The organism is Candidatus Villigracilis saccharophilus, assembly GCF_016711665.1.
Map to the genome: position 1 here is coordinate 1 of NZ_JADJSO010000007.1, position 24,146 is coordinate 24,146.

21 protein-coding genes, 1 pseudogene and 1 riboswitch are annotated in these 24,146 nt (G+C 44.6%); of the genes and pseudogenes, 9 read left to right on the top strand and 13 right to left on the bottom strand.

What is annotated here, in order from left to right; translation table 11 throughout:
• The 8 genes from IPL17_RS03940 to IPL17_RS03975 form a co-directional block, all read left to right on the top strand.
• Nucleotides 1–337, top strand: a 337-nt coding sequence (locus IPL17_RS03940; protein ID WP_345305781.1) for a CHASE4 domain-containing protein, incomplete at its 5' end; no start/stop codon positions are given.
• Nucleotides 338–584: 247 nt separating this feature from the next.
• The gene (locus IPL17_RS03945) at nt 585–1,397 is read left to right on the top strand and encodes a PAS domain-containing protein (RefSeq protein ID WP_345305782.1); all 813 of its coding nucleotides are present in this window, start codon (nt 585–587) and stop codon (nt 1,395–1,397) included.
• A 300-nt stretch (nt 1,398–1,697) separates the two neighbouring features.
• Entirely contained in the window at nt 1,698–1,964 is a 267-nt protein-coding gene (locus IPL17_RS03950; RefSeq protein ID WP_345305783.1) for a hypothetical protein, read from the top strand.
• A gap of 7 nt (nt 1,965–1,971) precedes the next feature.
• Nucleotides 1,972–2,283, top strand: a complete 312-nt coding sequence (locus IPL17_RS03955) for an ATP-binding protein (RefSeq protein ID WP_345305817.1) — start codon at nt 1,972–1,974, stop codon at nt 2,281–2,283.
• On the top strand, nt 2,276–2,992 hold the full coding sequence (locus IPL17_RS03960) for a response regulator (RefSeq protein ID WP_345305784.1): 717 nt from the start codon (nt 2,276–2,278) through the stop codon (nt 2,990–2,992). Before IPL17_RS03955 ends, IPL17_RS03960 begins: the two co-directional genes overlap by 8 nt.
• Nucleotides 2,989–3,435 carry a hypothetical protein gene (locus tag IPL17_RS03965; protein ID WP_345305785.1) on the top strand — a complete coding sequence of 149 codons (447 nt, stop codon included), beginning with the start codon at nt 2,989–2,991 and terminating at the stop codon, nt 3,433–3,435. The genes IPL17_RS03960 and IPL17_RS03965 overlap by 4 nt, the downstream gene beginning before the upstream one ends.
• 131 nt (nt 3,436–3,566) lie before the next feature.
• Nucleotides 3,567–3,655: riboswitch (cyclic di-GMP riboswitch) on the top strand.
• Nucleotides 3,656–3,738: 83 nt separating this feature from the next.
• Nucleotides 3,739–4,155, top strand: a complete 417-nt coding sequence (locus IPL17_RS03970) for a hypothetical protein (protein WP_345305786.1) — start codon at nt 3,739–3,741, stop codon at nt 4,153–4,155.
• The gene (locus tag IPL17_RS03975) at nt 4,152–5,603 is read left to right on the top strand and encodes a S8 family peptidase (protein WP_345305787.1); all 1,452 of its coding nucleotides are present in this window, start codon (nt 4,152–4,154) and stop codon (nt 5,601–5,603) included. The genes IPL17_RS03970 and IPL17_RS03975 overlap by 4 nt, the downstream gene beginning before the upstream one ends.
• Nucleotides 5,604–5,694: 91 nt before the next feature.
• Here the strand turns inward: IPL17_RS03975 and IPL17_RS03980 are convergent, their stop codons facing one another.
• Together IPL17_RS03980 and IPL17_RS03985 are read right to left on the bottom strand one after the other, a co-directional pair.
• A complete protein-coding gene (locus IPL17_RS03980; RefSeq protein ID WP_345305788.1) occupies nt 5,695–9,141 on the bottom strand; it encodes a tetratricopeptide repeat protein in 3,447 nt (1,148 codons plus the stop codon).
• 380 nt (nt 9,142–9,521) lie between these two features.
• Entirely contained in the window at nt 9,522–10,061 is a 540-nt protein-coding gene (locus tag IPL17_RS03985; protein ID WP_345305789.1) for a hypothetical protein, read from the bottom strand.
• 164 nt (nt 10,062–10,225) lie between these two features.
• Between IPL17_RS03985 and IPL17_RS03990 the strand changes: the two genes are divergently transcribed.
• Nucleotides 10,226–12,745: a DUF4012 domain-containing protein gene (locus tag IPL17_RS03990; protein ID WP_345305790.1), complete on the top strand. Its 2,520-nt coding sequence runs from the start codon at nt 10,226–10,228 to the stop codon at nt 12,743–12,745.
• Nucleotides 12,746–12,747: 2 nt separating this feature from the next.
• Here the strand turns inward: IPL17_RS03990 and IPL17_RS03995 are convergent, their stop codons facing one another.
• The 11 genes and pseudogenes from IPL17_RS03995 to IPL17_RS04045 form a co-directional block, all read right to left on the bottom strand.
• On the bottom strand, nt 12,748–13,605 hold the full coding sequence (locus IPL17_RS03995) for a LysM domain-containing protein (RefSeq protein ID WP_345305791.1): 858 nt from the start codon (nt 13,603–13,605) through the stop codon (nt 12,748–12,750).
• Nucleotides 13,606–13,628: 23 nt separating this feature from the next.
• A complete protein-coding gene (locus IPL17_RS04000; protein ID WP_345305792.1) occupies nt 13,629–14,870 on the bottom strand; it encodes a polysaccharide biosynthesis tyrosine autokinase in 1,242 nt (413 codons plus the stop codon).
• Nucleotides 14,867–15,772 carry a Wzz/FepE/Etk N-terminal domain-containing protein gene (locus IPL17_RS04005; RefSeq protein ID WP_345305793.1) on the bottom strand — a complete coding sequence of 302 codons (906 nt, stop codon included), beginning with the start codon at nt 15,770–15,772 and terminating at the stop codon, nt 14,867–14,869. The genes IPL17_RS04000 and IPL17_RS04005 overlap by 4 nt, the downstream gene beginning before the upstream one ends.
• 317 nt (nt 15,773–16,089) lie before the next feature.
• Entirely contained in the window at nt 16,090–17,145 is a 1,056-nt protein-coding gene (gene rfbB / locus IPL17_RS04010) for a dTDP-glucose 4,6-dehydratase (RefSeq protein WP_345305818.1), read from the bottom strand.
• Between the two features lie 132 nt (nt 17,146–17,277).
• A pseudogene (locus IPL17_RS04015) lies at nt 17,278–18,000 on the bottom strand (hypothetical protein); the annotation flags it as partial.
• Between the two features lie 158 nt (nt 18,001–18,158).
• Nucleotides 18,159–19,340: a DegT/DnrJ/EryC1/StrS family aminotransferase gene (locus IPL17_RS04020; RefSeq protein ID WP_345305794.1), complete on the bottom strand. Its 1,182-nt coding sequence runs from the start codon at nt 19,338–19,340 to the stop codon at nt 18,159–18,161.
• 78 nt (nt 19,341–19,418) lie between these two features.
• A complete protein-coding gene (locus IPL17_RS04025; RefSeq protein ID WP_345305795.1) occupies nt 19,419–20,087 on the bottom strand; it encodes an acetyltransferase in 669 nt (222 codons plus the stop codon).
• 314 nt (nt 20,088–20,401) lie between these two features.
• Nucleotides 20,402–21,010: a sugar transferase gene (locus IPL17_RS04030; RefSeq protein WP_345305796.1), complete on the bottom strand. Its 609-nt coding sequence runs from the start codon at nt 21,008–21,010 to the stop codon at nt 20,402–20,404.
• Nucleotides 21,000–22,193: a glycosyltransferase family 4 protein gene (locus IPL17_RS04035; RefSeq protein ID WP_345305797.1), complete on the bottom strand. Its 1,194-nt coding sequence runs from the start codon at nt 22,191–22,193 to the stop codon at nt 21,000–21,002. The genes IPL17_RS04030 and IPL17_RS04035 overlap by 11 nt, the downstream gene beginning before the upstream one ends.
• A 31-nt stretch (nt 22,194–22,224) precedes the next feature.
• Nucleotides 22,225–22,914, bottom strand: a complete 690-nt coding sequence (locus IPL17_RS04040; RefSeq protein WP_345305798.1) for a TylF/MycF/NovP-related O-methyltransferase — start codon at nt 22,912–22,914, stop codon at nt 22,225–22,227.
• Between the two features lie 152 nt (nt 22,915–23,066).
• Nucleotides 23,067–23,786 carry an FkbM family methyltransferase gene (locus IPL17_RS04045; protein WP_345305799.1) on the bottom strand — a complete coding sequence of 240 codons (720 nt, stop codon included), beginning with the start codon at nt 23,784–23,786 and terminating at the stop codon, nt 23,067–23,069.
• Between the last annotated feature and the right edge of the window lie 360 nt (nt 23,787–24,146).

The following is a 24,146-nucleotide window of genomic DNA, read 5'->3' on the forward strand; positions in this document are numbered from 1 at the left end:
AGAAACGCTACAGGTTGTAGAACGAATTTTCACATTGGAGTCCTCCATGACTTTAAGAAACAAGTCAATAATTATCATTGTTACCATCTCTCTCCTAATTATCAGCTTGGTAAAAGCATCAGCCCGCTTCATTTTATTAAAGAGCTTCTCCAATCTTGAAGAAGAGTATTGTATTAAAAATGTACAACGCGCATTCAATGCAGTCACCACTGAAAAAAACAATTTATTATCTCATGCAAGTGACTATGCCACCTGGGATGATACTTACGCCTTTACAGAGAATTTAAATCCAGCCTTTATTGCTTCGAATATAACCCTGATACCTTTATCAATCTAAACATAAATTTTTTATAATCATGGATAAATCCGGTCAAGTGATCACATCCCATGGATACGACTTAATTAAAATGAAACTTTGGCCATTTCTGCGAATCTTCTTGACCAGATCATCAATCTTCCCAATTCACAAAACTCCAATCTAAAATCTGGGTCTGCTGGATTTGTATTAATAAACGACCAACCAACCTTATGGCATATCATCCAATATTGACCAGTAGATCTGAGGACCGCAGCACGGCATATTGGTGATCGGACGATCCCTGGGGGACAGTTTCGCTGCTCAATTATCTAATACCACTCAATTATCCATTCAAATCGAATCTTATATAAATTCAGCATTACGTCTTGAATTTGAAGGAGCCAAGCAGGTGACTGACAGCGGGCCTGCGATATCCATCAACCCACTCAACTCTAAAAATATTGCTGGTTACATGATGGTTGAGGATGTGTTTAATAATCCAGTCATGATCTTAAAGGCTGCAATGGACAGGGATATCTATAATCATGGGTATGATACGATCCTATTTTTTATTTACATTGTATTCTTTGGCAGCCTTTTCTTTATTCTTACAGCCCTTTACTTACTAGACAGTCAAGTCACTTCGTATTGTCGTTGCACAGGTCAGTCATCGGGGGTGCGTTTAAGCGGTGACTTGGCCGATCGTGTACCTGTCAGGGGTAAAGATGAAATATCATTCCTTTGCAATGCGATTCATGAAATGCTGCAATCTTTGGAAGCTGCCGATTACAGGCTCCGGCACTCACGAGACGAACTGGAAAAGCTTATTGAAGATCGTACTGCAGAACTCGTCCAGGTCAACCTGGACCTAAAACATGAAATCACTGAACACGAGCTAGGGCGGAAAGCACTTTCTGAAGCATACAATGAAATTCACCTGATCATTAGTTCGATCTCCTCTATTATGATCGGAGTAGACAATAATGGAATGGTGACTCTATGGAATGATGTAGCCAGCAAACTATTATCGTTGTCTTCAGATGATGTTGTCGGTTTGGATTTTTTTGACCTGCCGATTAATTGGACACCCCTGTTTTAAAAGATAAGGAACATCCCGGTTTTCTATTGATTGGATCCGATATTACGGAACGGCGATTACTGGAAGATCAAGTGGGGCGGTCTAATAAACTGGAAGCCATTGGCCAATTAGCTGCTGGGGTAGCCCATGAAATAAACACACCTACCCAATTGGTAGGCAGCAATTTGCGTTTTTGGGCCAACAACTGGATACTATTCTTGGATGGCTCGATAAGTTAGATCAGCAAAAGACGCGGTCAAAACTGGAATCAAAATTCCTTTATTAGCGATTGATTCAGAGAAAGATGTCACCTTTGCACAATTGGAATACTTCAAGCAAGAAGCACCTAAAGCGATAGAACAATCGCTCGAAGGCATCGACCGTATTTCCCACATTGTAACTGCCATGCGTTTTTTCACACACCCTGGAAGTGAGAACAAGGAGATCGCCGACCTGAATCAAATCATTCAGAATGCCATTTCCCTTTCCCGCAACGAATGGAAAATTATAGCGGAAATCAAAACCGACCTCGACCCAAATCTTCCTGGTGTGGAGTGTCTACCCATCGAGTTGAGTCAGGTCGTTTAATATAATAATTAACGCCATCCACGCCATTCAAGACTCTGGCGAAGAGAAAGGTCAGATTGTTATTGCCAGCCGTCAAGCGGGAGAATTAATCGAAATGAGTATCACTGACAACGGAACAGGTATCCCAAAAGAAATCCAAAGCAAGATTTTTGATCCTTTTTTTACAACCAAGGATATAGGCCGTGGAACAGGCCAGGGGCTGGCGATTGCATATACTGTGATCGTTAAAAAACATGGCGGCACATTAGAATTCGAGAGCGAGACCGGCAAGGGGACAACGTTTACCATTCGTTTACCTAGAAGAGCAAATTATGACTGATAAAATTCTTCTTGTTGACGATGAAATTCTCCTGCTCAATTCACTCCAGCGCGAGTTGAGTACGCAATACAATATTGATGTCGCTGAAAGTGGCTTTGAAGGATTGGAAAAGATTTCCAGCAGCGGTCCTTATGCCGTGATTGTATCGGATTTCCGCATGCCAAAAATGGATGGAATTAAATTTCTAACTCAGGCAATGGACTTAGCTCCTAACACCGTTCGCATGATCCTGACTGGCAATGCTGACCTGCCAACAGCCATGGATGCCATTAATAAGGGTCAAATATTTCGCTTCCTCTCCAAGCCCTGTTCAGGCAAATTACTCACCCAATCATTAAACGCCGGCTTAAGACAGTACCAATTGATCATGTCTGAAAAAGAGCTTCTTGAAAACACACTAAAAGAATCCATTAGTATGCTTACAGAAGTACTGGCAATCGTCAATCCCAAAGCGTATGGGCGCTCATTACGCACCCAACAACTTGTCGCTCATATTGTTAAAGAGCTAAAAATTAACAACGGTTGGCAATATGAGATGGCAGCCGCTCTTTCGCAATTAGGCTGGATCACTTTTTCACAACAGATGCTGGATAAAATTGAAGATAACCAGATGTTCAATGCGCCAGAGGCTGTGATATTTTCAAACCACCCCTTTGCAGCCAGTAAACTATTGAAAACATACCCCGCCTTGAGCTGGTTACGAAAGTGATCATCGGTCAAGATCGTTCGATTGATGATCTGTGCCTTGATCCATCTTTCCCGGAAATCTATATGGTTGATCTGGGATCGCATATTCTCAATATCTGTATAGACTATGATCAACTTCTGTTAAAGGGTTTAATGCATGACGAGATCCTTGCCAAGTTAAAAGCCACTCAAAATCGTTATATGCCGGAAGTCATTCAAGCGCTTACCACCCTGCACAGCTTTCAGCCCATTCCGGAAGAAAACCGAGTCAGGGAGATTACGCTTAAGGAGCTTGAGGTTGGTATGCTTGCAGTCAAACCGATTAAAGATATTAATGGAAGGGTCTTAATTGAAGGAAACGCGTATATTACTCGTTCAAATATAATCAAACTTCTCGGCCTGTCTGCTGAAGCAAACATAATAGTAGAGCCTATCAAAATCGCGCGAAAGGATAATTACGGATAACCAAAGCGTGCGATTTACTCGAGTCTTACACCTACATTATTCCTGACAAGGGATAATTACACCAGGAATTTTTATCAGTTTTGTAAGGATATAGTATTTTCTTCGGAAAGTGATATGATGTAACTATAAAAGAAACGAAAAGGCAAAATCGGTGAAAACCGACGACGCAAAGCCACGGGTCTAAAACCGAGAAATCGGTCACGATCGCCAGGCCGCCGAAGTTGAGACAATTGTTACCTGTCTTGCAGGCCTGGCAAAAATAGCCAGGCCTGTTTGTTTTTGAGAGATTTTTTGGAGGCAGCCATGAAAAAACAAAGATTTACTTACATACTAAAGACAATGATGGCGTTAGCTATTCTGGGAGTGCTGGTCAGCCTCATTGGCGAAACACCCGTCTCGGCAACCCAAAAACAGCAGTCATACATCATTCAGGCGACCACCACTGACACAGCTGCCCAATTGGTCGAAAAACACGGCGGTACGATCACCTCACGTTTGGATATTATTCGCTCCGTTGGCGCACTGCTTACCGATCAGGCCGCTGCCCGATTACGCCTGGAAAAAGAAATCGTCGCAGTCGTGCCTAATGGAACTATTCAATCCAGCGATGATGATAAACCTGGCGAGGATGACAAGGAAAAGAAGAAAGATAGTAAAGATAGTAATGTTGAAGAAAAGAATAAGGAAAAGGCGTTACCACCACCGACTATCCGAACGTGATCGGTGCTGATATCGTTTGGGGAGAGGGAGTGATCGGCTCTGGCGTGACCGTGGCAGTACTCGATACAGGTATATTCGGCGAATTGCCGATGTTAGCAAAAGGCGCGAACAATAAATCCAATCGTATTGTTGCATGGAAGGATTTTATTTCCTCAAGCCGCAAACCCATTGATCCCAACGGCCACGGGTCCCACGTCGCCGGTATCATTGCCAACAGCCAGAAGGGCGCAGATGGCGACTGGAATGGAGTAGCTCCAGATGTCAAACTTGCTGGTGTGCGCGTTCTGGATGAAACCGGATACGGCACCTACGAAACAGTGATCATGGGGCTTCAGTGGGTTCTCGAAAATCAAGCACGCTATAATATCCGGATCGTCAATCTCTCCCTAGTCGCTCCGGTTCAATCTCCATATTGGGCTGATCCTCTTAATCAAGCAGTAACCCAGGTTTGGGCAAATGGTTTGACCGTGATTGTTGCCGCGGGCAATAACGGACCAGATCCTATGACCGTCACGGTTCCGGGGAATAACCCATACGTTATCACAGTAGGTGCATTCACTGACAATTTCACCCCCGCAGACTGGAACGACGACTATATTACTCCGTTTTCTGGTACAGGACCTACCCTGGATGGTTTTGTAAAACCCGATCTAATCGCTCCAGGTGGACACATCACCTCAGTGGTACCGGCAAAATCAGTGCTTGTCAAACAATATCCGGATAATTGGATTAAGAAATCCTATTTCAATCTGGCAGGAACCTCGCAAGCAACAGCGGTCGTCTCAGGTGTCGCGGCACTTGTTATTTCAAACAACCCTTCCCTTACTCCTAACGAAGTCAAAATGCGGTTAACAGGCACTGCCCTCCCATGGGTGGATGCGAACACCACAGACGCCTTATACAGCATGTGGCAGCAAGGCGCGGGCATGGTAAATGCTCCTGACGCAGTCTTCGCTGAAGTCAGCGGAACCGCCAATGACGGGATGGATATCCAAGCCGACCTGGCTGGAACGATCCATTACGAAGGCTACTCATACTACGACGAAGCTACCGCTACCTTCCGCTTATATGATCCATACGCAGACTGGGCTGGCGGTTACGGAGTATGGGATGGAGCTCGAGGAACGTGGGCCGGAGCTCGCGGAACTTGGGCGGGTGAATATGGCGCTTGGGCTGGAGCTCGCGGAACTTGGGCCGGTGCACGTGGAACGTGGGCTGGAGCTCGCGGAACTTGGGCCGGTGCACGTGGAACGTGGGCTGGGGCTCGCGGTACATGGGCCGGCGGTTACAGCACGTGGGCTGGCGCACGTGGAACGTGGGCTGGGGCTCGCGGTACATGGGCCGGTACTATTTCAGATCCCACATTCATGGATGGCTTTGCAGCCGGGGAAAGTCCGGATGCTGAAAATTCCAACACAGCTACATCGTTCTTCCTGCTCGACCAATAATACAATAGACATAAAGAACATAAAAGCCCCCGACCCAAAAGTCGGGGCTTTTTAAATTAAGCAAAAATTTAGAAAAAAACGAGCAATAAAATTATGAATTGTGAGGAAAACGCAACTCCCGTTCCAGGGTGTCCAGTTTTTGGATATCCAAACGAGCGCCTAATTGATTGAAAGTTCTTTCTGCATTCTTAAGATAGGATTTGGAGAGTTCGCGGTCAGATTTAAGCGCAGCAAGACGTGCCCGCCGCATTAGTAAACGTCCGTGCTCCAAGTGATTGTCAGTCGCTTCAAAGATCTGCTCCGCCTGACGATATTGTCTTTCGGCTTCATCCGCATTATTCACGGCCAAAGCAACATCGCCCAGCAATCTCAAGGCGGTCCCTTTGACTTCTGTGTCAGTATCGGCGGTAAATTCAGCCAGCAAGGAAACAGCGGATTCTCCACACTGGGCAGCCTTTATAAGGTCATTCATTCCAAGGTAAATACTACCCTTATTCACGAACACATCCACCAAGGTAGCTTTTTCTCCAAGACTCTTGAGCAATGCTTCACTTCGCAAGCTGTGTTCAAGAGCAAGTGACCATTCTCCAAGAGCATTGAAAAGTACGCTCAGATTATGATTAGACAATGCAATATGAAAATTATGACCGATTTGCTCAGCTTGATTCAACGCTTCTTCCAAGTATTGCCGAGCTTCATCTGTATTACCACGGTCAATCTGCAGCAGCCCCAGATTACCATTGAGCATAATAATCCCCTCCATATCGCCCAGCCTAGTCTGTAATTCTGCGCTACGCTTAAAATTATCCAAAGCCTCATCCCAGTCACCCAGTTTCCAGCCAAGATTGCCAAGATTATTATATGAACGCGCAACACCCAAAATATCGCCGATCTCTTCACGAATGGAGATGCTCTTAGCAACGAAAATACGAGCCTGTTTTAACTGATCCTTTTGATAATGCACCCCACCAAGGCGGTTGTAAACCGATGAAACAACATCCAAGCGGGCGGCTTTTTCAGCCAGGGTCTGTGCTTGCATCAGGTAATTCTCGGCCTCGTCCAAATTGCTGCGGCGAAAGTAAATCCAACCAGTATCATTCAGGATTTGAGAGAGTTCAGCAGGTGAATCCAACCCATTTTCCAAAAGTATCTTGCGTGCAATCCCAAGGCAGACCAATGCTTGATCATAATCACCCTGACCTTCATGGGTCATTCCGATCTTTCTTTGTATACTACAGGCAATTTCAGGACTGACATTCTTATCCTCGGCAATCAATCGGGCGGCGCGCCCATAAGCCGCCCGTGTATTCGGATAGTCGCCAGCCAATGACAGAGCATCTCCCAACCCGATATGAATCTGAATAGCCTGTTGGGGCAAGTGTTCGACTTTGGGTAATAACGACAACGCATCTTCAAAATATTTTTGCGCCTGTGCCGTATTGTAGTTGCGCGCAGACTTCTGTCCGGCCAAAATCAAGTAATAAAGGGCACGCTCTTCGTGGTCACTCCAAAAATAATGGCGGGCAAGAACATCAATCTGGTTTTCGAGATTATCCGCAAACAGCTTTTCAATGGTCTCAGCCACCCGGCCATGCAATTCCTTCTGCTCGCGCTTAAGTAAAGTACTATAAATCGTATCTGCAACCAGAACGTGCTTATACATATACTCGCCGCCAGGCGACAGGTCGGGGAGAATAAACTCACGTTCGAGCAAGACGCGCATGGATTGATTAACTTCCTCTACGGTGAGGGTTGGCAGACATTCAATAATGATGGCGCGTGTAAATGAGCGGCCAATCACACTTGCCACTTTCAAAATATGGCGCTGAATCAATTCAAGATGATCAAAACGCGTCAGGATCAATCCTTCGATGGTATCGGGAACACCCAATAGGATATGGTCGACCTTATCTGCAAGCCGCCAATGCCCATCGACCCGAATCAGCAGGTTTCGATCCATCAACATGCGCAGAATTTCCTCCAGATACAAGGGAATACCGGAGGCCAGTTGAACAATATGAGCACGCATCGCCTCCGGCATGTTCTGGATCGCCAATAGTTGCGAGAAAAGCCGGTCACTTTGATCTGGAGACAGGCTCTTCAGCGATAAATCTGTGAACCGCAACCGGAGAAGTTCGCTGGCCCTTTTTGTAATATCAGCGAGTTTCCCATCCCCAAAAGAACGGGATACAGCCACGATCACGACTGGATTTTTAACCAGACTATCCATTAGAAACTCGAGCAATTCCAAAGAACCCGAATCTGCCCAATGCAAATCCTCGAGGATCAACACAACCGGCTTCTGGCTTGTTTCTGCGAGGATTAAATCTCGAACAGCCAGAAATATTTGCTGACGAAGCTGTTCAGCCGCCAAATAGTTGATCCGTTTTGCCGTCTCAGGATTTGAGAGCGGCAGAGAGAGCATCTGCTCGAGATAGGGCAAAACATCATCGACCCGGTTGGGCAATACACGGATAACACGCTCACGTAATCTAGCCTGGCATTCGCTTCTCGGAGTTTCAGCATCCACATCCAGCAAGCGCAGGAGCATATCCTGGAATATCCAATAGGAGATACCCTTTCGATAGATCAGACTGTAGCCTTCCAGGACCTGCACCGGTAGTTGTGATAGGAAGAATTTAAATTCTGAAATCAATCGGCTCTTCCCAATACCCGCCTCTCCGCTGACCGCAGAGAAACGCCCCAATTTTTCACTATTCATGGCGTTAACAGTCTGGTTCAGACGTGCAAGTTCGCCGTCACGACCAACCATCGGAGCGTATAAACCTTCGATCCCACGCACCGAACCCGGCTTGGTTTTCGTCCCAAGTACACGATGAGTAACGACCGGCTGTCCGACACCTTTCAAGTGCAAGGGCGGAACCGCCTCAAAATCAAATAAGGTACGTACCTGTTTATATACAACATCGCTGACAAGAATTGTGCCGGAATCAGCCGCAGTTTCAATGCGGCTGGCCATGTTGACCACATCGCCAATGGCAGTGTAATTCATCATCATGTTCGAGCCAATCCCTCCGACCACGACACTGCCCGAATGCAGGCCAATGTGCGCCTTGATTTCCGAACCGAGGCGGTCTTTAAGTTCCGCGCTCAATTTTTCCAGATCAGATTGCATGTCGAGCGCAGCGCGGATGGCAAGTTCGGCACTATTCTCATGCGCAATAGGCGCGCCAAATAGAGCCATCAATCCATCCCCGGTGAATTTATCCACCATCCCATCATACTTATATACATCATTCGCGAACATTTTAGTACAGCGCTGCACCAATTCGTATACCTGTTCACTATCATTAAGCTGCTCGGAAAGATGGGTATATCCTGATAAATCTACAAACAGCACTGTTACCTTGCGATGCTGACCAGTGGCTTCAAGACCTGCCTGTCTGAATCTATCCAACAAATCTGCCCCGACTAATTCGCCCAGCTGGTTGGCACCTACGTGATCGGGAATAGGTTCAATAACAGGCAGAACGCCCGTCGCCAATAGACGCAGACCGCAATTCCCACAAAAACGCATGTTTGGAGGATTAACAAAACCACAGTTTCTACATTGAATGGATGACATTAACAGGTTTAATATTGGATATGTGACAAAGGTTATAAAAATTTGAAAGGAAATCTGGCTGACACAACCGTTTTATTTGACACCAACAAGGAGTGTATTCTCGATCGAAATTTCTCAGTGGATAAAATTATTATACTATTCCTTTTTCCCTAGAACCTGCCAAAATGCACACAGTTTAAGTGAACATAAAACAATAATTCTCGTCAAGATAATTGGTAAGTAAATTTCCAGCGTTATTATCCCGCCTATTATTTGTCAAACCCAAGGCTTAAAATAAAATCAGGAAAGACACGCAGTCTTTCCTGATTTTATTTTAGATACAAGCCAGGATATTATGGGTTGCCGATCAAGGCAAAGACACCGATATTGCTTGTTGGACCCACAGCGCTTGAAACGCAGAGGGTGCCATCCGCGACAACTGCGCCGGGAACTTCAATCCAAACAAACGGGGTTGCTTCCTCGTTCAGTTTGTAAATTTTAGCTTCTTTGGAAGCAAGTTCGGTCGGGTAGGCGTAACAAACCTGGACAATGGTATCCGTGGAAGGGGCCGTGACTTTGAATACATCGCCGACAAAGGTTTTCCCTTCCGGAGCTGCGACATAAGCAGTAACAGGGTCTGCCACATTCAAAACGCTGATACAAACAGTCTCATTTGGTGTGAATATCGCGGTCCGCATATCTACCGGCCCGCCGACACAAGCCGGGGCGCCGACAGCAGGAACAGGTACACTTGTGTCCACCTCTGATCCACCAGTCTCAGGAACAGGCGGGACAGTCCCTGCTAATTTGGGTGCAGCCCATGTACCGGCTGCAATTAAAACAAGCACCATAGCCAGAGCTACCGCGATCACAAAACGATTTTTTATATTCATTTTTATTCTCCTTTAATAAATTTATTAATCTAGAGGGTTGATATCCAATTAATCAATGGGCTACATTATAATGAATTGGTGCAGTAAAATCGTTACGGATTTTTTACGGATTTGAAATCCTTCTCAATAGACAATCTGACCCCCAAAATACTCCTATTATATAGATGAAAAAAACAAACACATTACATATTGAGTTGTTGAAAGAAATCCTTTCAAACCTACGCGCCCCGGATATGCTGAATGATCATCCCTGGAAAGCTCCAGGAACAAGCAAATCCTCCGGCGAACAGCTTGTACAAATGGTAACGGACGTTTTTCGAAAGATGATGCCACCCAACCCGCCGCGCAAGGGAAAAAGACTCGATACACGCTGGGGGGTGTTTGGAATCCTGGCGGCGCAGTATTTCGCTCCATTTTTACGCGGGGAGTCTTTTCCGTCCAGTCTGCGAGATGCGTGGGAAAGCCTTGATAATTCCATTTTATTCTTTGTATATGGCCGCATAGATGGACTCACTGATCTTGAGCGGGCAACATATCGCTTTACAGGCAATGAATCCCAGCCATCCGCAAACAGCACGCTCAGCGACTGGCAGCGCAAAGGGATTGAACAACTGGCCGAGATGGTGAATATGGAACAAAAACGCCTGAACACCGATCACGTGCCGCCCCCCGTCAAGTCGAGTATCGTTAAGCAGGCAGTCATAGCATTCTCTCTTCTAGCGCTGTTTGCCATAACTTTTCTCAGCTGGAAGGCTTGGAATATTTATCAACACGTACTGGCGATTGAAACAAAAGCAAACGCATTGGAAACCTACCTTATCCCGACGCCCGATCTCGAGAAGCTACCGGAAATGGCCAGTAAAGTACATGAGCTGCGAGTTAACCTGGATACGCTTGAGACTGAAGTACGGCCCTATCTATGGACGGCACCATACCTGGCTTGGATCCCTAAATACGGCGGAACGGTGAGTCAGGCGGAACCGGTTCTTGCCCTGGCGCAAAACCTTGCAAGCGCAGCAGACGAGGGATTAAGCGCAATTACACCTGCAATTGAAACCGCATTGTTAAACGACCAGCCATTGGAGGTAATGGATCTGCTCTTGAAATTACAATCTGCAAGCCCACAGTTGTTGAATGCGCAGATCTCGCTGGCACAGGCGCAGGAGGCGCGAAAAAAGATCGAAGCGGGGATGTTGATCCCAAGGATTAAAAATATTGTGGAAGGCAAGATCGATCCGCTTTTCAACTCGCTCTCAGGCGCGTTTCCCATGGAAGATGCCTTGAGCATGGTGCGCATCGCTCCACAATTACTGGGAGGCGGCGAAGCTGGTCCCCAAACCTATTTAATTCTCATGCAAAATGAAGATGAACTGCGTCCAACCGGCGGGTACCTAACAGCGGCAGGCTCAGCAGTAGTGATGGATGGGAAGTTGATCAGTATCAATATTGAATCTTCAGAATTAGTGGATGATCTCAGCAAACCCCATCCCATTCCACCCTGGCAATTTGAGGAGTTCATGAATATCGAAATGTTGCTATTCAGAGATTCGAATTGGTTCACGAACTTCCCAACTACCGCTTCCTGGGCAGAATATTTCTACTCTTATTCCAAATCAACTTCCGCAAACGGCGTCATCGCCATGGACACGCATATGATCGTACGCCTGCTGGAAACACTAGGACCAGTGCGTGTTGATAATGTAAGTTTCCCCATCACTCATGAGAACGTACTGGATTATATGCGCTCCGCCAAGGAAACACGACCCAAAGGTGTAACCGGCAAGTGGGACCGTAAACAATTCATCAGCAAACTTGCGAAGCCTTTACTGGAAAAAATACTGAACGCGCGCGGACAAATATGGACCAAACTCATGCCTGTGATGCTTGAACTCCTTGATGAAAAGCACCTTCTTTTGCAATTTGACAATGAAGAAGCGGGCAAATTTCTGGAACGCAGGAATTGGGACGGCTCCGTACGCATCCCGCAAAACTCTGATTACCTGATGACAGTGGATGCCAATATGGGGTATAACAAATCGAACGCAGTTATGGAGATGTTATTTAAATATAACCTAAACTTGACAGTTCCGACGGCGCCAAGCGGCCGCCTGCAGATAGAACAGATTAACCATTCGAAGTTGAGCGTCCTGTGCGAACCTTTTTTCACAAGCAGGTTTTTACTTCCCGTCAACCAGCCAGAACAAATACCAGACGCAGTATATAACATCGATGAATGCCATTGGGGTTATCTGCGCATTTATACTCCCAAAGGAACAGAGCTATTACATTCCAATCCCCGGGAGATCCCTGCGGAAGCCACTATGCTGGGGGAGACCATCCCTGCCCGCACAGACGACCTTGGCAGCGAGGACATCTCAGGCGCGCAGGTCTTTGGCATGATGGTAATCACGCCAACACGCCAGTCTACAAATACCATATTTGAATATAACCTACCAGCCAATGTTGTAACATGGGACGATGAAAATCAGTCGTGGACATACCGGCTGAAGGTACAAAAACAACCGGGTATGGTCTCACAGCCTTTTGTCCTGACAGTAAATCTGCCCAGCGGAGTCAGAATCAAAAGCGCCAACATTCCCTTGACAGAAAATGCTGACGCATGGACAGCGCGATTGGAACTACGCAATGATCTAACGATCGAGGTGATCTTCAGCGGGGAATGATATTACGGCGTCTGTAGTATCAGCAAAACATCCCCCCTTGCAAACTGACAATCATTACTGCAGCCATTATAGCGTTCCAGACTTTCCACATCAACAGTTAGCTTCTCTGCAAGCAATTTAGAAGAGATCAGTTCCTCGTCTTTTACCTCATACACAATAAATGATGGGAGACCGGTCTCGTCTTCTGCACCTACCGGAACAACGATTGGGTAATCCACCCAGACGGGAGGTGTAATCTTGTAATTGACTGCGATGATAGCCTGGACGGTCGTATTGTAATTGACTGCAATTAGGTCCAGGGTCTCCTGTTCCTTAACCACATGAATAAGATAGGACTGGTTTCCGCCTAAAGGGACACGAGTTACCTCAAAAGCGAGAATGGGGCGAGGTAATTCGGGAGTTGAACTGGGAATGGGCACTACAGCGACAGATTCTGATAAGGTGGGCGTCGGATCTTGAGCGGCAGGCGCAGATATCATAGTTGGTTGAACAACAAGGGGCAGGATTGGCTCTGGGACATCTATCTGTGAATCTTTGGGCCAAAGCATGGGACGGACCACAAAAAAGATAATACCCAACAAAACGATAACAAAAATCGGGACGAACTTCAGTATATTCCCGCTGATTGGTAAGGCTGTTCCACGCAAATCCGCCGGCATGGAAACCCGTCCCTGTGCCAGGTAAACCGGGCATTCGACATGTGCGCTGCCGAGGCAGTGGCTCTTTTGATGCGCAAGGCTGGGCAGGGTGGGATTCCTGCAATTCAAACAAAAATTAGCAACCGAGGGAAATCCCATGTGGGTTGCGTTATCCTGGCGCAACCCTAAATGCGGGCAGACTGTTCTTTGTTGACCTGACATGTTAACCTCTTAAGCCGATGCCCCTAGGCGCGCTTTTTACTCTTTTTAAACAGACCTTTTTTCTTGACTGCGCCATTTGCTTCTGTATCATCCTGGGCGTAATAGCTCGAGGAATAGTAGGTATTATAGTAACTGCCCGAATATCCGCCGTAATAACCAGACCGTTTGCCTTGTTTCAAACGATTAAACACAACACCCAAAAGGCGCACGCCGGTATGGCTGACCTGTTCTTTTACTGCCGACACAACATCGCGGGGCGTCTTGCCAGGCACCAACACAAGCAAAACACCATCCACCAAACCCAGAAGCACCTGCGGATCAGACACCAGCATTGGTGGGGCATCGATAATTATGTAATCATATGATCCGGAAAGATCGGCCAGCAGCTGTCTCATTTTTTCAGATCCGAGCAATTCGCTTGGATTGGCAGGAAGCCCGCCACTGGGCAAGAGATGCAAATCCGGCAGGTTTTCAAGGGTTTGCAGATAATCATTAATCTCAATTTTTTGTTCAGCTGCAAGGATATCGCTCAAGCCAACGGTATTAGAAACACCCGTATATTTGTGCACCCGCGGACGGCGTAAGTCTGCGTCCATCAAAATCACTTTTTTTCCTGAATGCGACAGAATGGCGGCGAGATTGGATGCAACCGTTGTCTTTCCCTCTCCAGGTCCTCCGCTGGTGACGATCAGACTCTTTATAGGCGTATCTTTGGCGGAGAATTCCAGGTTGGTACGCAAGGCACGGAAAGCTTCTGCTACCGGGGAACGCGGCGCACGCGCAACATAGATACCTTCCCCATCCACTTCATTTTTATTATCCACCACGTAGCCGACCACCTTGGTGTTGAGCAGACTCTCCACATCCTCGCGGCCTTTAATCGCATCATCCGTCATATCGCGCAAAAGAACAAAGCTCAAGGCAAGGATCAATCCGGCCACACCGCCAAGCAGGGTGTTCAAGCTGGTGCGCGGCTTCACAGGTCTTTCTGACGCGGCAGCCGGGCTGACTTGTTCAATGGTGGGAATGTTCTGAAGTTTCTGGTTCTTGATATTCTCACGGCTATTCAAGAGATCAAGATAGCGATTCTGGTATAGCTCCAAATTCTGCCTGAGGTTATCGATCTCATTGGTGGAGCGCTTGATATCCTCCGTGCTGAGCAGGTTTGTATAAACATTCTGATAGGACGTTAGCAGGGATTGCTGGGTCTTCAGGAAATTTTCCTTTTCCACGACCACGGAGTTAAAGTCACCCTCTGTGATCAACGGCTTGAGGAACTCGATCTCTTTTGAGTATCTTCAATGCTCAGATGGGTCTTTTCGATCTGTCCTTCCAGATAAGTGATCTGGGTTTGGATGGAAGAAAGCAGGTTGGCATCCGCCTGTACCTGGGGATCGGTTAATTTGGTTTGCTGGTTTGCGAGTTGACCGTTCAGGCGATCAAATTGGGCTTGTTGTTCCACAAGCAGGGACTCTTTTTCGAGCAGGCGAAAACGAGCGCCATACCAGGTCATGGTTCTGAGACGCTGCAGGTCCAGAGTGACCGCTTTAATGGCGCTGACCGTGGCATCGATATTGGTCTGGGCTTCGGCGATCTGCTTGACAAGCGCATCCGTTTTGGCTTCATCCAATTTGGCCTGAACATCTGCAATGCGCGTCTCCAGGTCTGCAATTTGGATATCCAAGCTTCTTTCCGCTTCGGAGTAGCGCCCGGCTTGCAGGGATTCGTTCTGCTCACCCAATACGATCACCATGGTATCGGCGATCAAGGCGGCGCGGGCCGGGTCTGTATCCTGCACATGCAACTGGATGACCTGGGTATTGGTCAACGCGGCAACTTTCACGTTTCCACTTATGACCGTATAGCCCAGCCGTTCAGAGACAATTCCCAAAAATTCGTTCAAAGTCAGCATGCGCACATAGGTTTCGACAAGCTGGGTAAGATTCAGGGATTGCGAGATATCTCCAATGGTTTGCTGTGAATTGCGCGTTACGAGAACATTAGTGGTAGCTTCATAAACTGGTATTTGCTGACGAGAATAAAAATAAGCAGAAGCAACACCAAGAACAGTCACCAAGATCAAGAGCCAGGCCCATCTTCGCAGGGCAGCAAAGAGTCTTTTAAAATCAATGGCATCATCGAAAGTATTTTCAAATTCGTTTGACATATTTCCTCAAGCTAAAATCATTTGGCGGTTAAATGACAACTATAAAAGCACATAAATCTGTATTTTGTTTCATAATTTACCTCTAAACATATTAGCCTACATATCCCTACCAAGAAGATGGCGGGCAGATAATTTTTTTTATGCATTTAATATTTCGTAGTTACTCATGGAATAATCGAAATAATCGTATTCAGCAGGAGCACCCAATTTTTATTCAACTTTTTTCTCTACTCTGATTTGTCATTCGTTTCATGAAACGAATAAGAAACGAATAGCCCTGACCGCAGACTTCGTTAAAGACATAAACTAGAAATAGATTATAGCTCATCCCCCTGAGAAGGGGAAAAAACAGTTTCTATCGCTTTATCCAGGCGTTCCCGATATTGCTTTTCATAGTATTCCAAATATTCACCTGATTTAATTTTTCGCCACCACCATTCATTATTTATATACCAATGAATGGTGTCGTCGATTGCAGTTTCAAAAGTATATTGAGGCACCCAACCAAGGTTCTTTATCTTGGCACAATTTAAACTATAACGGCGATCCTGACCAATACGATCTTCAACAAAACGAATAAGGGAATATGGTTTATTTAATTTTTTCAGGATCAATTTTGCTAAGTTTAAAGCTTCCACTTCATTTCCACCGCCAACATTATAAATCTCTCCTAACTGACCGCAATGCAACACCAGATCAATACCACTACAATGATCCATTACATGTTGATAATCACGCGCATATTTGCCATCGCCATATATAGGCAAAGGCTGATTTTCCAATGCGTTCGTTATAAAGAGAGGCACAACTTTTTCGGGATATTGATAAGGACCGATGTTATTACTTCCCCGGGTGATCGTCACCGGCAAACCAAAACTAAAGTAATAAGAGCTTGCGAGCAAATCGGCAGCTCCTTTGCTCGCTGAATAAGGACTGCGTGTTTCTAGCGGATCATCTTCGTGAAAAGACCCGCGAAGCACTTCCCCATAGACTTCATCAGTTGAGACTTGATGAAAACGGATATTCCCAAATAATTTTGCCGCCTCCAATAATTTATGCGTTCCAAACACATTATTTTGGACAAAGACATCCGGATTGAATAGTGAGCGATCCACATGAGTCTCAGCAGCAAAATTGACAATGGCGTCAATTTCATATTGCTGTATTGTGTCGTTAACTTGTTCACCGTTACAAATATCGCCTTTCACAAAAACATATTTATCGGCATATTTTTCATCCAAATCCTGCAAATTATCCAAATTACCGGCATAAGTTAACTTATCGTAAACTACAATGCGATAATCAGGATATTTTGCCAACATATAGCGGGCAAAATTAGCTCCAATAAAACCTGCACCGCCTGCAACCAAAATATTGTGAAATGTATCAGGCTTTTCAATCGGACGCGTATGAGTATGAACACTTTTATTCAGCGGACGCCATTGCCTCAATTGGGCGATAGATAATGTACCTCCCAACATATCAGCCAAACCTGGAATTATTCGGATTTGAAGGTCCAGATCTGCGCAAATACTAAAAGTATCATCCAACACCGAAGACGAAGCCTTTGACATAGCTATTATGACTTCATTCACATTGTATTCATTAACCAGTCTTGGCAAATCCTTTCGACCTCCCAACACCATTACACCATGGATGTAAGAAAAATGTTTTGCGGGGTTATCATCAACAAACCCTACAAGGGTAAAACCAAAATCAGGATTTTGCAGCATCCACCGCGCAATGTTTTCACCCAACGTACCTGCCCCTATAATCAAGACGCGACATTTTGGAACCAATTGGCTTAAAAATTTTTTATTGTGAGTTGTAAGCCAATTTAAGCTTATTCTCAATGCCAAGCGGGATCCACCTAAAAAGACTAAACTGAATACCCAATTTAGAAAAAAAATCGAAAAATTTTGGATATTTGAGAGATTGACCCAGGGAAAAATAATGTAATTTGCAAAAATTAAAATACCTGAAGAAAGAGATACCGCTTTAAAAACATGAATGGCATCCATAATACCGGCAAAACGCCATACCCGCGTGTAGAGTTTACCTATATAGTTAGAGAAAAGATGGATAAGGGCGCTTAAAAATATCAAAAACCAATGTTTTTCAACGAGTTCAAAAAATATCTGAAATGCCTCGTAACGTACCAGCAAACTGAACGTAAAAGCCGCGCAAGCAATCACCACATCCAACAATAAGAGATAACGAAGCCGCACTACCGGAATCGGGAGCGTTCCTTTTTTTGTAATCAATGTCTTATTCCTCAATAAAATATCACACCATTTAGCAATTGCTGATAGTGTCAAGTACCCATACTAAAGTTTTTAATCCAATCAAACGCACCAAAATCCTAATTCGCCCATCACATACCGAGTCAAGCTAAATTTGAATAATATTCACGCACAATATTTGCATGGAAATGAACCTGCTCGATCGCAACACAGATCTTGTCCAGCATTTTTTCGGTCATTTCCGAATAAAAAGGCAGGCATAATACCCGTTTGGATACAAATTCAGTAATAGGCAGATTAATGGAGCGATAGTCTGAGTAGGCATCATGCAAATGAAGCGGGGGAAAAAAGTATTTACGAGCAAGGATATTTTCGGCAAGCAGCGCATCAAAAAGCATGTCGCGCGATACACCAAAATAAACTTCATCCACCAAAATGACGAAGTTCTGGTAATTCGTGAAAACATTCGGTTTTATTGACTGAAAGGAAATACCCGGCAGCCTCCCCAGCCGCTCAATCAAATAAGCCGCATAACGGCGGCGATTGGCAATATGTTCATCAACAACTTTAAGCATTTCCACACCAATTATAGCGTTAAATTCCTGCATTTTAGCATTCATACCGGGAAAACGGGTGTTCTCATCACCAGGATCGCCGAATTTACGCGAAAGCTTTAAATGCTCTGCCAGATTTTTATCGTGAGTAGTGATACAACCGCCCTCTCCAACAGGAAATACTTTGGTGGCGTGGAAGCTAAAAATTTCGGCATCCCCAAATTGACCAATAGGCTCATTTTGATATTGACTGCCAAAAGCATGTGCAGAATCAAAAAGCAAAGGCAAACCATAGCGTTTTGAAATTTCCTCCAGGGTATCAATCTCACAAGGATGCCCGTAGATATGAACCGCCATGATAGCAGCAGTGTTCGGAGTAATGGCAGATTCGACAGCAGCAGGGTCAATGGTAAATGTGTCTGGCAAGATATCGACAAAGACCGGCTTGTGACGACTCCAGTACAAAGCGTGGGCAGTGGCACAATAAGTAAAACTAGGCAGGATCACCTCCCCATCGCGGTTAAGCGCTTCCAACGCGAGTATCAAGCCAAGTGTAGCGTTTCCGACAGAAACCACATGCGGCATTTTCAGTCGGTCTGATAATGCTTTTTCAAATTGCGGCACATGAAAGGCGTGATTTGTGAGTTGCCCTGTTCGCAATGCTTCGCTTAACGGATCCTGAATTTGCTCCAACTTCGGCAATCGCGGTGACACAATACCCAAACGATCATCAAAAACAGGCGTATTTCCTAAAATAGCTGGTTTATCCATAACATACTCCAAATTGATCAAATACTTTACCAAGACCGTTAATCAAATTCTCCGGATTATTGTCCGTGTCATCGCAAGCTATTCCAAATGCCATCCGGGTTGGCGGATCTTTATTACCTTTGCCGGAACACCAACAGCAGTAACATTGGCCGGCAAGGATTTTGCCACAACAGCACCCGCTCCAACAATAGTCCATTCACCAACTTTTATCTTATCCACCACAACTGCGCCAGTGCCAAAATATGTACCCTCACCAATATCCACCTGACCAGAGATATGAACTCCAGGCGCTGTAGTTGCAAATTTTTCCATTACAACATCGTGCCCAATTGTTGTGTCTAAATTTAAATGAACATGATCCTTGATTGTAATATTGCAGGTTAAAATACAGCCAGCTGTTATTACAATACCGACTCCCATATCCACAAAGTCGGTTATGACCGCTGCGGGGTGAATCACATTACAAAACTGAGCGCCTAATTTTTCGGCCTTCGCAATAATTTTACGCCTAACATGAGGTTCTCCCACTCCGCATATTGCCTTTATCTGATTTAAATCCTTTCCAATCAACCAGTCAATCCCACCCAAAACAGGCTTCCCATTTAATTTTTTGTCCTTCTTCTGTTCGTTGTCATCCAAAAACCCCAAAACATCAAAAGCAGGATTAATTTTATTAACAGCATTAAAAACATCGAGTGTCTCGCGTCCAAAATTACCCGCACCTAAAATTACAATCTTTTGTAACATTGATCCTCCAAGGAGTATAAATTTTGATTGTGCTTGCTACATAAACACATTTTATCAGCCAATCTGTGTGAATTTTAAGCACACCAAGCGCTGGTTAACTAAATATCATTAACATTTTTTATATAATTCCGTCTGCTGATTTTCCAGGAGGGCAAATACCCAAAATAGATTAACGTGAATAATAGATTCGCCTTGCGGCGCCGAAAAGTATCATTTTTTACCGCAGAGGGCAAAGAACGCGGAGAAAACCATTAAAAACTCTGTAAACTCCGCGTCTCTGCGGTTATGATTTCTTATCCATTATTGATGTTAGATTAATGATCGCCCATAAACTCATCAATGGTTGCTTTTCCAGGTTGGGAAATTCCTTTACGACCTAGTATTGCCCCAAACGTTCTTAGAATAATTTTTATATCCAATATAAAGGATAAATTATCCACATACCAGACATCCAAAATAAATCGCTCCTGCCAGGTAATGGCGTTGCGACCATTAATTTGCGCCCAACCGGTAAGTCCTGGTTTGACATTATGGCGTCGCAGTTGATTGGACGTATAACGATCCAGATATCTTTCAAGAAGGGGTCTTGGACCAACCAGACTCATATTGCCTAACAAGACATTGAAAAGCTCGGGCAATTCATCCAAACTTGTACTTCTCAAAAACCTACCAAAAGACGGCAGTCTATGATCATCAGCCAACAATTCTCCATTCTGATCTCTTAGGTCGACCATGGTACGAAATTTATATAATACAAATAATTCACAATTCAAGCCTGGCCTTTTTTGGCGAAACAATACCGGCGCGCCCAAGACTACACGAACCAAAAAAGCGATAAAAATCATGATAGGGCTAAAGACAATCAAGCCCAGCAAAGCAGCCAGAATGTCAAATACACGTTTCCCAAAGGTTCTATATATCACGCCTTTCTTCTCCAAAGTTTATCTTTCTCAAGATTTGTTTATATATTTGGGTGCAATTTCGTCTTGAGAAAAGGGTTTCAGCCGCGATCCTAGCATTTTGACGGCAGGTGTCCAAGAATTGGCGATCATCTCTAAATCGATGCAATGCGGCGATAAAGCCCTCGATATCATCTGATTGAACAGTCAAACCACAATGATATGATTTAACTATATCTGCTAATTCATTTTCCTGATCACACAATGCTAGAATAGCGGATCCAGCCGCAAGAGCATAGTAGGTCTTACTAGGCACATAAACCCCCTGCCCCGCATTCTCCAACGCAACTACAGCGACATCGCCGCTCGCCAGAGAAAAAACAAGCTGATTTTCCGGCAAAAATGGGAGCAAAGTTGTGTTTTCCAACTTATTCATTTCGATCACCTTCGAAATCGAATTAAAACCATCCCCGCGCCCAATAAAAATAAAATGCACATCATTGATATTCCGGTTCAGCTTAATCGCGGCTTGAAGCATTGCGCTTATATTGTGTTTGATGCCAATCGTGCCTGAATATAGAATAGTCAGACAATCCAACTGAGCATATTTTTTGGCAAAAGGATTTTTAGATTTTTGAATTGGACGAATGATATCTGGATCAGCCCAGTTGGGGATAACCACTGTTTCACGAGCGCATGTCTTATTAGAGTCATACATTCGATCGAGCGTTCGGGCCATATATTTACCGATGGTAATAACTGCCTCCGCATTTTCAAACGCCAAGCGATTGAGAAAATACCAGGCACGAGCCACGGGTCCGGAGCTTGAGAACCCGGAAAAACCAATCAACATTTCCGGGTAAATATCGTAAACCAAAACCACATATTTCCAGCCCCACAATTTATGAAATAAGTATCCAAGCCATGGAAGGATAGGTGGATTGGAAACAATAAATAGATTCCCCCCGCCTCTTTTATTCGATATTTTAAAAAAAACAAAGGTACAATATCTCAGCCAGGATAAAATACGGGCAAGATTGCCTGCCGTATTCTGGCCGGGAGATGAAATCAACTTTATATCAGGTGATATCTTGCGTTCTATTTCCTCCACATGACCAGTATATAACTCACCCGGGCCAAATTCTTGTACCAAATCGTCAACCAATTCCCTGAATAAGGGACCTGCGTATTGATTTAAATAAATCATAGAATAACTTAAACGAATCCGCGATAACCAATCATTTTACACACTCAAAGAAAGCAGTATTAAGCGAGTAGTCCGCAGAAACAAGTCTGAATCTAAGTGCACTTTCTTTTATAAACTCATTAAATGCCCTAGGCTCATGATCTGGCCGAGACAAATCATCGAAGTAAATGAAAGTACCTGGCGTTATAAATGGACGAAGATAACGCAAGACATATATAGTAGACGAGTAAAGATCCGCATCTAACGTTATGACGAGCGCTTCGTGCTTGGGTAAGTGGTACGTTGGCAAGACTTCATCAAACCAACCCTTGAAAAACTGGACGCGTGTATCGTCGATCTGGGGGATCTCCCCCTTAACGTCGTGTGTGGCCCTCGTATATACCACGTCAAAATCTTCGGGCAAGCCCTCGAAACTGTCGAAGCCATGCAGTTTGGTTTCAGGGTGCTTAAGCGCACTGGACCAATAGCGCATACTGTCACCTTTGAACACACCGAACTCAAGATACAAGACCTGTTTTTCTTGAATCTTTGTTGCAACGGAGGCAAAAACAGCTTTTCTATCAGGAACCCGCCGCTCAACCTGGAAATCGTTCTCAACCATCCAACGTCCGAGTTCCATATAGTTAAATACCATATGAAGTTGATGAAACATACCTGCTGACATCTTTGCCCCTATCATCGTAAGAAATTGTTTGAAAAACTGAAGAATTGTACGTCCCATTTTAGTATAAAACTCCTTTAGCGCCGTCGATTTAACGAATGGTACTCTTTTAGTTTACGCGAGTCAAATTCATACCGAGATTTTTTGTTACCGGAATATTTGTACTGTAAAAATGCCAAGAACTTTAGACAAGGTGTTTTTATCAGGAGAATTCACTTTCCATATGTAAACAAAAAATCACCCTGCACAGCCTTCCCATTTTTTTCATAATACAAATTGTAAATGCCATTTAATATAAAGCCTCTTTGTGCCAGCCATAAAATGATCTCATGTGCCAGCCCTTGACCTTGATACAATTCGATAAACGAACATTCAATATAAAGACATGAAAATTTATCAAGAACATCTTCGCAGCCTCGCAACACTTCCAACTCAAACCCCTGCACATCAATTTTCAAAAGTGAAGCGGGAGGGATAAATATATTCTCCAGCGCCAGAGACAAAGGCAATACATTGACCTGGCGTGTTCCTATTTCAACTGCGCCAGGAAACAATTCGGATTGTATATTCGTGACAGGTAACAGAGACGATGAATCGTCATCTTTTGTCATATGAATGGTAGTAATCATTTTTTCGCGCCCAATAGCATAAGTATGTAAAGTTACATTGGGATGACTGCTAAAAACCCTTTTGAATATTTGGGCAGGTTCGTCAAGGGGTTCAAAGGAATGGATCTTTGCTCGAGGGAACATTTTACTTGATATCAAAGCAAACTGTCCCCGATTAGCCCCTACATCAACAATGAACTCAAAATTAAACCGCTGCAACACCATTCTATGTTCAGTTCCTGCCGCCACACCTTTTATGAGAGCAGAAACAAAAAAAGGGCACTGGAGGATTTGGATTAATTTCTTTATTCTCTGCCATATCATAGTATATCCAATCCTTTATTTTTGAATTCCAAGCGACCTTATGACTAGATAAATTCGGCGGTATTTCAAGAGTTGTGTAAAATGTTGGATTGGATGGTAAGCGTTGCAGGCACGGAAATTCTTCTTAATTTTAGGCTGCGAACGACCGCATAGAAAAGTAAAGCGCAATTATTTTCATTGCAATCACACCCATCAAGGTTGCAAAGTCTCGCTCATAGAAACCGTTGCGATGATCCTGCTGCTCTTTTGTACGGTTCTGCTTTTACCAAGGCTTCCACTTCTTCTTCCAGCGCGTCTGGACCAACGTCAACTTGATTGCTAGTCTGAGTTTTTCCTGAAGTAGTTCTTGAATTGTTGTTT